The following is an 8,102-nucleotide window of genomic DNA, read 5'->3' as shown; positions in this document are numbered from 1 at the left end:
GAAAGCATGTTCAGATAATCTTCTTTGCTATTTAAATGTTCTGGATATTCTATCATCTCTCCCTCCTAAACAAAATGCCGTGGATAACTACAGCCACGGGCGCCAGCCGATTCATAAATGGCATTCCGTATAATGACTGCACGCAGATGTGAATTGATATTCGTACTATCAGTCCAGTCTCCACCAGCTAACAATGCATACATATCTTTTTTAAACTGTACATTTGGTGAGGTTCCAGTTACCGTTTGCATGAAACAAACATCTCTCACAAATTGCCAAACATAACCGCAACCATCTTCACAACCGATATGCGAAATCATCCGTATATTTGCCGTATTCTTATGACCTCCAGAATGTTTTGGTGAAGGTGCTTTTTTGCCTTGAATCACACCACCTTCATTGCTTCCATACATCGCAGAGGTAAATTCTGTATTATTGAGCAAAGCCTTCTTAACACGCAGCATATCCGATATGCGATCTGTTTGTAGGCGGTTCGTCGTAATACGAACATTATACGCAGAGCGGGTATTGTGACCCGTCCCTGACTGAAGATAAATATCAACCCACAGATCTGTAGAGGGGTCATAAACCATACCTTCTGGTGAACTATGCGGACGGTGATTGAGACACCAAACTGAATTGGGTAAAATATCCCCTGCTCTATAACCAGACAATGGATGACCGGAAATCGTACCAACATCCGCACATAGCGTATGAAATCCACCAATCTTTTCAGAATTATCCTTTGTATAGCCATCAGGAGCCGTCGGATTTTGCGAAAGCTCAAAGGATAGCTCATTCGTCTGATCTTTTAAGATGAGATATATATAATAATCCTTTCCTGCTTCAAGATCTTCGTCAAAAGTCATCCTTCCACGCCTTGGAACGCGGTAAAAGATGGACCTATCCCCATTCTCTCCACCATGATAAAAGCGAAAACATGCCCCTTCATTGATCACAAGACCTTTTCTATTTTTCGAATCGACTTCCAGAATTCTGTCAGGTTGATGAAAACGCACATCCTCTAAAAAACTAGTGGAAAGAGAACCTACCTTACTTTGAAGCTCAGAAAGACTGTCTCTGTTCCTCTGTGCCTTCTCTTGAACTTCTATCAATGCACTCTTCGCTTCTTCCGCTAACACTTTTGCCTCAGAGGCGGCTATATTCGCAGAATTTGTTGTTGCTGTCACCGTGTCTAGTGAACTCTTGACCTCTCCAAGCCCTTGCTTCGTCGTATCAGCTTCTTCTTTTGCTTGCTCCGCAACACTCTTCGCTTCTTCTGATAAATTTTTTGCACTCAAAGCGGTTTGGCTTGCATGATCACTCGTGGATTTTGCTTCATTGGCTATTGTTTCTAAGCCTTCTGCTTTAGATTTTGCATCGCTAGCCTCTCTTAGTGCTTGATCTACTTTCTCTGTTACACTCTCTGCTGCACTTTTCGCCGCTTCCGCCAAACCCTTCGCTTCTGAAGCTGTTTGCGAGGCTTGTTCCACTCCTGTTTGCGCCGCTTCTGCATTCTCTTAACAGAGGAAACGGAGGCTTTAACTTCATCACACGCATCCTTTGTCTGTTCTGAAAGAGCCTTTGCCTCTTCTGACGTGCTTACCGTTGTCTCTGATTGTAACAATGCATTGAATTATAATGATAATTCACTGTTTTGTATGTTGAATGAGAGTCTCGAATAACGTAGGATTCTCTCATTTCAAAGCTGTTTATCTTGAATCAATCAAAACCTCTCATTTGCACATAACAAGTGGGATGAGTGTGTGGATCAAATTTGTATAAGAAAGGATTTAAAAATGGCTCTTATGAACCGTCTTAATGCAAGATCTGTCGCAACATTGGGGGCTAGCAAATATAATGATGGCGCCGGCTTGCTTCTTCATAAGCGTAAAGATGGAGGTGCTCAATGGATTTTACGGTACACCCTTCACGGGGGCGCCGTCGTGAAATGGGCTTGGGGGCGTTGCGAAATATTTCTTTAAAAAAAGCCCGTGAATTGGCAACTAGGTGGCGGGCTGTTTTACGTGAGGGGCGTGACCCTATTAAAGAACGCAACAAACAAAAGCGTGAGGCAATGCGCAATCTCCATTATTTAAAAGATATTGCTCTAGATGCTTTTGAAAGCCGTAAAGCTGAATTAAAGAATGATGGTGAGTCTTGTAATTGGTTTTTACATTTACGCCTCCATATTCTCCCTAAATTAGGCTGTCTGCCCGTTTCAGAGATTACGCAAACAGAGATACGCGATACCCTTGCCCCTATTTGGCATACAAAAGCTGGAACTGCTCGAACAGCACTAATGCGTCTTAATCTTTGTCTCAAACATGCGGCTGCATTAGGGTTAGATGTTGATTTACAAGCAGTAGAAAAAGCAAAAGCTCTCTTAGGCAAACAACGTCATAAAAAACAAAGCTTACCAGCCATGGATTGGAGAGATGTGCCGGCTTTTTACCAATTTCTCTGCAAAACAACAACTATAAAACATTTAGCTTTGCGTCTGCTTATCCTGACAGGCGTTCGTACCAACCCTTTGCGTCATATTCGTGAAGATCAGATTGAAGGTGATATATGGACAATCCCTGCTGAGAATATGAAAGGCAAGCGTGATGCCACAACAGAGTTTCACGTGCCCCTATCATCTGAAGCAATAAAAGTAATTGAACAAGCCCGCTGTATCTCTAAAAGTGATTTCATCTTTTCACTTACCGGTCGTGGTCCTCTTTCACATACGATGATGGCGGCGTATATGAGAAAAAATAAAATTGAAGCTTGCCCCCATGGTTTTCGCTCTAGTTTACGCGATTGGCTAGCAGAAACAACCGATGCCCCCTATGAGGTCGCTGAAACTATTCTAAGTCATACAGTAGGAGGACAAGTAGAGCGCTCCTATCGTCGCACTGACTATCTAGAACAGCGCCGTGTCTATATGGATAAATGGGCGGCTTATGTCACGGGTCAAACCTAAAATATGGGGTGAATAACCCCATTATCTGTGGATAACTTTCTCTCTCTTCTCTCTCATTCTTTCTCAATAAGACTCATAAATTATCACATTAGAATTTATATGATAATATATTGTTTTCTATAAATAAAATACCTTCAAAAATGAACCAAAATGTGGTTAATAAATGGTTATGATTTGTTACCATTTTTTGATAGAAAGGATTTTAATATGACAGAAAATGATATTCTTTTAACTGACCGTGAAAGTGCAAAATTGCTTCATATGAGTGTCTCAACTTTCCGCCGTCATGTTACTAATGGCTCTCTCCCAAAACCTTTAAAATTTGGTTTTTTATCCCGTTGGTTACAATCGGATCTTTTGAATGTCATCGAGCAAGCAAAACAGCAACGTCAAAGTGACGCGGCATAAAAAAAACCTTATCACGTAAGGACGGACAAGGCTTTCTCAAACTCATCAACCTGGAGCTTTATTTGGTGTAAATTCAAGGCTTTCTCTGCTGAAGCAAGACTTAAGGTTTGCATTCAAGTTGTTCTGAATGCTTTTTACAATAAGGGCTATTTAAGCGTCTCTCAACACTTCGCTGAGGCATGACAGCACTAGGACGACATATGGGAAGGTTGTCCGATTTATGGTTTTCACACCAATCTTGTATTGTAAAGCTAGGGCGAAAACCTGATTGCGCCATACACATTTCAATACTGGCAAATTGATTCAAATCTAGCGCCACAACCTTATTAAGGTCCGGTACTCCACATTCTAAAAGTATTTTATTTCTCCATAATGCTGGAGAAAGTGAGGGAATTGAGTTAACACATCCAGTGATACTTAACAGAGCTATACAACTCAACAGTTTTAAGATTTTCTTCATTCTTCCCCTCTTTCAATGGATTTATTTACAATAAACAGCTCATAAGCTTGTTGATATTTTCTGTCACCGCTGTTTAAACAACGGTGAACAATATTGAAATGGTTGCTTGAGGAAACAATCCCGCACAGGCATGTAAAAACGTGAGTGTGGGGATTGTCGGTCATCACAAACAAAACTTAAGGTTTGCATTCAGGTTGTACTGGACTTCTTTTACAAAAAGGGCTATTTAAGCGCTTCTCAACACTTCTCTGTGGGATGACAGCACCAAGCTGACAAATGGGAAGGTTTTCTTCTCTAAATGTATAACACCAGTTTCCTCTCCCTTTATAATGGAATCCTGATTGAACCATGCAAGCATAAATTGTTGCATCCTCATTAACACTAAGCTTTCTATTTTCTGAATCAGCATCAATAAGACTCGGCATTCCACATTCTAATAAGGCTTTTCCTATCTCAGTAAAATCTGCACCTGCCTTCTCCCACATACTCACGTACTCTGGAGGACTGCTGTCAATTTTTGATATGTCACATCCAGTCACACTTAATAGGACTATACCACTCAATAATTTTAAAATTTGTCTCATTTTTTCTTCCATAAATGATCTAAAGTCGAATAAATTGAATGAATTTGTTTAGTAGGAGATGTTCCATAATTAGTTATACACGCTTTACTTGCATCACCATAACAATTATGAGGACTAGGATCATAACCGCCTAACGCCCTCCCTCTCTCTATCAATGGAGAGGTTGCTGTAGTCAATAAACTTTTTCCTACAAACAGCGTCATATATAAAGGATTTTTTATACCTTTCTCCAAAAGTGAAACATCTAGATTTAAAGGTACTTTATAAAAAGTAGGTGCATTGTAACCAAACAACGTACTAATGGGGTCAGATGCATGGCTTTGTAAGTAAACATGATCATTTTTGCCATCGCTTACGACATATAATGCATTCGCTATCGATTGAGCATGATCCGCTGGTCCATAAAGATAAATATCTGTTTTTTCTGCTATACCGTGGATGCCGCGCTTTTCAAAGTCACGTAGTCCATTGCCTACTGTTAAGCTACCACGACTATGCGCACTAACAATCGCCCCATCATTACCATAACGAGAGGCAAAATCTTGGAATTTCTTGGTCGAATTACTCCATCCCCCAAAATACTCATAAATTGCTACCCCGAACTCTACTAGCTTATCTTTAGCTTGGGGGTGGTAGGTAAAATAAAGGGGTTCATGCGCATTATCAGCCATTTTGACGGCATTACGGGCTGCTTCATCAGATGAATTAGAAATACCATTATAGAACATACGCCTGTTGCCATCAGAGCCTTTTTGTAAATGATTTTCTTCTCCTGGTTTTAAATAGCGATACAGAGTAATATTTTTTCCATCATTGCCTTTTATAGGTTTTCCATTTTCATCGGTTAAATGGAGGACATTGCCATTTTCATCATGCAAAATCTCACCTACTGGATGCTCTTTAACATTTGCGACTTCGCGTATTTTGTCCCAGTATCCCAATCCTTCATCCGATAAATCATTGATCATATCTACGCGATTATGCACTGCTCCCTCAAGCGGTGCGACATCTAGCTGTCCTACTGCTTGGTGGGCTGCTGCGGTGTTGCGGTTGAGAGAGCCAATGATTTGTCCAGCATCTTGCCCCATCGCCCTCTGTCCAGTTGTATCAGTAAGGATGATAGTCCCATCGCTGATAGCAGATTTGGTTTCTCCTTCCGCTGCATCCTTAGCTTTTCCATGACTTAAAGCATTTTTAGCAATATTTTTTATGATGCCATATTTCCCCTGTTGCAAAGCACCGCCACCAGAAATGCTAAACCCATGGCTGCTGGCTTTAGCATGGGCACCGTTGCTGATATCACTGGTGCTAATGCTTCCAGTGGTCAGGCTGTTTTTATCTGCCGGCGCGGTGCTGGCAATGATGCCTCCGGTCAGCGTTGTTTTGTCTTTAACTATGATATTAAAGCCGCCATCACTCGCTTTGATGCCTGATTGCTCCACAACACTATGATAATCGCTGGAGGATTTATCCTTTTGGAAAGAGGCGCTCATGGAGCCCCCACCACCCGTTTGTCCAGCACCAAACCCAACAGAAACAGAGTTTTGCTTACTGGAAGTTTGTCCCGTATCACTGCGACTGGTAATGGCAAAATCACCCCCTACTTCCATTTCTACACGCTCTCCAGAAACCACGGCGCCTGCCAATGTGGTGTTTGCCCCACTCGTTGTGTGAACTGTGCCGGTGCCTATAATATGGCTGTTTTTGTGTTGAACTTCCTCACTGGAACCTTCCCCTTGACTAAAAGAAGCACTGCCCGTTGCCCCTGCGCCACCCGTGCCATAACCGGTGCCAACACTCATTGAAGCACTTTCACTGCTGTTTTGTGTGCTTTGCGTATTTTGCGCACTTTCAAAGATGATATCTTCACCTACTCCCATGGTGATATTCCCGCTCTGTTCATCATTTTCCAGCACATAGATTGGATTGGTACCAGCGATAATATCAGCGCCAACACCATGAATGCTGCCTTTGTGGGCTTGCATATTAACAGCGCGTCCGCCTTCTATGCTATCTGTCACCGCTGTGGAGGTCTGAACAGAGGCTTCTGTTTTCTCAGTTTTAAAGCCCACTGTCATACTTGCCAGATGCGCCAGCCTCGGTCAAACCGCTTAACGTATCCTGTGGATTGCCCCACGACTTTGGCTTCAAAATACGCATCCCCCGTAATGAAACCTCACCTGCCTTATTGTCGACTATCTTAAACACCAAATTAAAAGTGCCCGTTGCGTGGATAAAGAAGGAGACGGCTTTGATCCTCTACTTCATTCGTGATTTTATCCAACGACCTTTTTAACGATGGGGAGGACGCTTTGGTGATCGCTTTTGTAAAGCTTTTTGCTTTTGCTGACGTTTTCTTTCATCCTCAAAATGCGTTAGTAAAGCGCGTTCCTGTTTCGTTTTGTTGGTCACACCAAAGGTATCATTGTCCATAAATTGCTGATATCCAGCTAGCATCAAATTAGCTAAAAACGAGTCACTTTTCAGAGGTTGTACAAAATAAAGCCCTTTTGAATCTTGCAATTTATACCGGAAACCTGCTTTTTTCATGCACTCATAAACTGAGGCAAATTCACTCGCATACGAATTCATATCACTAGAAGAAGCATAAACCGGTTTCCAGCCACATTTTGATAAGGATTGTTGGATCATCGCTTTATCGACACCTGGTTTTTCCCATAATGCTAAAGTTGATGGAGGAGGTTGGTTAACACATCCAGCTGTATTTAAGAGAGCTATGCAACTCAATAGTTTTAAGATTTTCTTCATTTTTCCCCTCTTTCAATGGATTTATTTACGATAAAACAGCTCATAAGCCTGTTGATATTTCCTGTCACCGCTTCATTAAAACAACGGTGAACAATATTGAAATGGTTAGTTGAGGAAACAATCCCGTCATTTCAAGCAAAGCAAGGATGAGGGATTGTTGACCATCACAAACAGCAAAACTTAAGGTTGGCATTCATCCGCATTTTTATATTTTTTACAAAACGGGCTGTTTAAGCGCTTTTCGACACTTCTCTTCGGGATGACAGCACCAGCCTGACAAATGGGGAGGTTTTCCTCTTTAAAAGTATAACACGGCTTCCCTCCCCCTTTATAACGGAATCCTGCTTGAATCATACATGTATAAGTTGTTGCTTTTGCATTGATGCTCTGCTTTCTATTTTCTGAATCAGGATCGATAAGACTCGGCATTCCACATTCTAATAAGGCTTTTCCTACCTCAGTAGAATCCGCACCTGACTTCTCCCACATACTCACGTATCCTGGAGCAGGTTTGTCAATGTTTTCAATGTCACATCCAGTAACCGTTAACAAAATGAGCAGGCTTAATAAATTAAACAACATTTTCATTTTTTGTTCCCTGTTCTCGTTGAATAAAGTTTGTTAAAACCAAATGAACCGTAATTCCATCTACACGCATCACTCGCATCAGCATAACAATTATGGGGGCTCGGGTTAAGGCCCAAGACCGCTCTCCCCATCTCTCTGAGAGGATTAGTTGCTATAGTAAATAAACTGTTTGCTGCAAATATCGTCATATAAAAAGGATTTTTTATACCTTTCTCCAAAAGTGAAAAATCTAGATTTAAAGGTGCCTTATAAGCCGTAGGCCAATTGTAACCAATCACTGTACTAATGGGGTCTAACATATGACCTTGTATGTAGATATAATTTT

At 41.4% G+C, this 8,102-nt stretch carries 9 protein-coding genes and 2 pseudogenes; 2 read left to right on the top strand and 9 right to left on the bottom strand.

Features of this window, described 5'->3' with window-relative positions; all coding sequences use genetic code 11:
- Positions 1-65: 65 nt before the first annotated feature.
- Positions 66-1,493, bottom strand: a complete 1,428-nt coding sequence (locus tag ACFING_RS08580) for a hypothetical protein (protein ID WP_375630489.1) — start codon at positions 1,491-1,493, stop codon at positions 66-68.
- A gap of 306 nt (positions 1,494-1,799) precedes the next feature.
- Here ACFING_RS08580 and ACFING_RS08575 point away from each other — a divergent pair.
- Together ACFING_RS08575 and ACFING_RS08570 are read left to right on the top strand one after the other, a co-directional pair.
- Positions 1,800-2,968 (top strand): annotated as a pseudogene (locus ACFING_RS08575) (tyrosine-type recombinase/integrase).
- A 207-nt stretch (positions 2,969-3,175) separates the two neighbouring features.
- Positions 3,176-3,376: an AlpA family transcriptional regulator gene (locus ACFING_RS08570; protein WP_007347209.1), complete on the top strand. Its 201-nt coding sequence runs from the start codon at positions 3,176-3,178 to the stop codon at positions 3,374-3,376.
- Positions 3,377-3,476: 100 nt separating this feature from the next.
- Here ACFING_RS08570 and ACFING_RS08565 read toward each other — a convergent pair whose 3' ends face one another.
- From ACFING_RS08565 to ACFING_RS08530, 8 genes and pseudogenes are all read right to left on the bottom strand, one after another.
- Complete coding sequence (locus tag ACFING_RS08565; protein ID WP_375630488.1) at positions 3,477-3,836, bottom strand: hypothetical protein; 360 nt, start codon at positions 3,834-3,836, stop codon at positions 3,477-3,479.
- A 176-nt stretch (positions 3,837-4,012) separates the two neighbouring features.
- Positions 4,013-4,420, bottom strand: coding sequence for a hypothetical protein (locus ACFING_RS08560; RefSeq protein WP_375630486.1), 408 nt, complete (start codon positions 4,418-4,420; stop codon positions 4,013-4,015).
- On the bottom strand, positions 4,417-6,492 hold the full coding sequence (locus ACFING_RS08555; protein ID WP_404977388.1) for a hemagglutinin repeat-containing protein: 2,076 nt from the start codon (positions 6,490-6,492) through the stop codon (positions 4,417-4,419). The genes ACFING_RS08560 and ACFING_RS08555 overlap by 4 nt, the downstream gene beginning before the upstream one ends.
- Entirely contained in the window at positions 6,482-6,628 is a 147-nt protein-coding gene (locus ACFING_RS08550) for a hypothetical protein (protein ID WP_375630482.1), read from the bottom strand. The genes ACFING_RS08555 and ACFING_RS08550 overlap by 11 nt, the downstream gene beginning before the upstream one ends.
- A gap of 84 nt (positions 6,629-6,712) precedes the next feature.
- Positions 6,713-7,189 (bottom strand): hypothetical protein, encoded by a 477-nt coding sequence (locus ACFING_RS08545; protein WP_273791330.1) that lies wholly within the window; start codon positions 7,187-7,189, stop codon positions 6,713-6,715.
- Between the two features lie 64 nt (positions 7,190-7,253).
- Entirely contained in the window at positions 7,254-7,382 is a 129-nt protein-coding gene (locus tag ACFING_RS08540; protein ID WP_375630479.1) for a hypothetical protein, read from the bottom strand.
- The gene (locus tag ACFING_RS08535; RefSeq protein ID WP_375630478.1) at positions 7,370-7,777 is read right to left on the bottom strand and encodes a hypothetical protein; all 408 of its coding nucleotides are present in this window, start codon (positions 7,775-7,777) and stop codon (positions 7,370-7,372) included. The genes ACFING_RS08540 and ACFING_RS08535 overlap by 13 nt, the downstream gene beginning before the upstream one ends.
- Positions 7,774-8,102, bottom strand: a pseudogene (locus ACFING_RS08530) (hypothetical protein); the annotation flags it as partial. The gene ACFING_RS08535 and the pseudogene ACFING_RS08530, both read right to left, overlap by 4 nt.

Source organism: Bartonella sp. AP150HLJHH (genome assembly GCF_042196385.1).
Taxonomy (GTDB): domain Bacteria; phylum Pseudomonadota; class Alphaproteobacteria; order Rhizobiales; family Rhizobiaceae; genus Bartonella.
Note: the sequence above shows the minus strand (reverse complement) of the source record. Positions and strands in the feature narration are given on the sequence as shown.

Excerpts from the sequence above, each read along its gene's own strand:
- ACFING_RS08570 (WP_007347209.1), top strand. The coding sequence starts at position 3,176 with ATGACAGAAAATGATATTCTTTTAACTGACCGTGAAAGTGCAAAATTG.
- ACFING_RS08565 (WP_375630488.1), bottom strand. The coding sequence starts at position 3,836 with ATGAAGAAAATCTTAAAACTGTTGAGTTGTATAGCTCTGTTAAGTATC.
- ACFING_RS08560 (WP_375630486.1), bottom strand. The coding sequence starts at position 4,420 with ATGAGACAAATTTTAAAATTATTGAGTGGTATAGTCCTATTAAGTGTG.
- ACFING_RS08545 (WP_273791330.1), bottom strand. The coding sequence starts at position 7,189 with ATGAAGAAAATCTTAAAACTATTGAGTTGCATAGCTCTCTTAAATACA.
- ACFING_RS08540 (WP_375630479.1), bottom strand. The coding sequence starts at position 7,382 with ATGCCAACCTTAAGTTTTGCTGTTTGTGATGGTCAACAATCCCTCATC.
- ACFING_RS08535 (WP_375630478.1), bottom strand. The coding sequence starts at position 7,777 with ATGAAAATGTTGTTTAATTTATTAAGCCTGCTCATTTTGTTAACGGTT.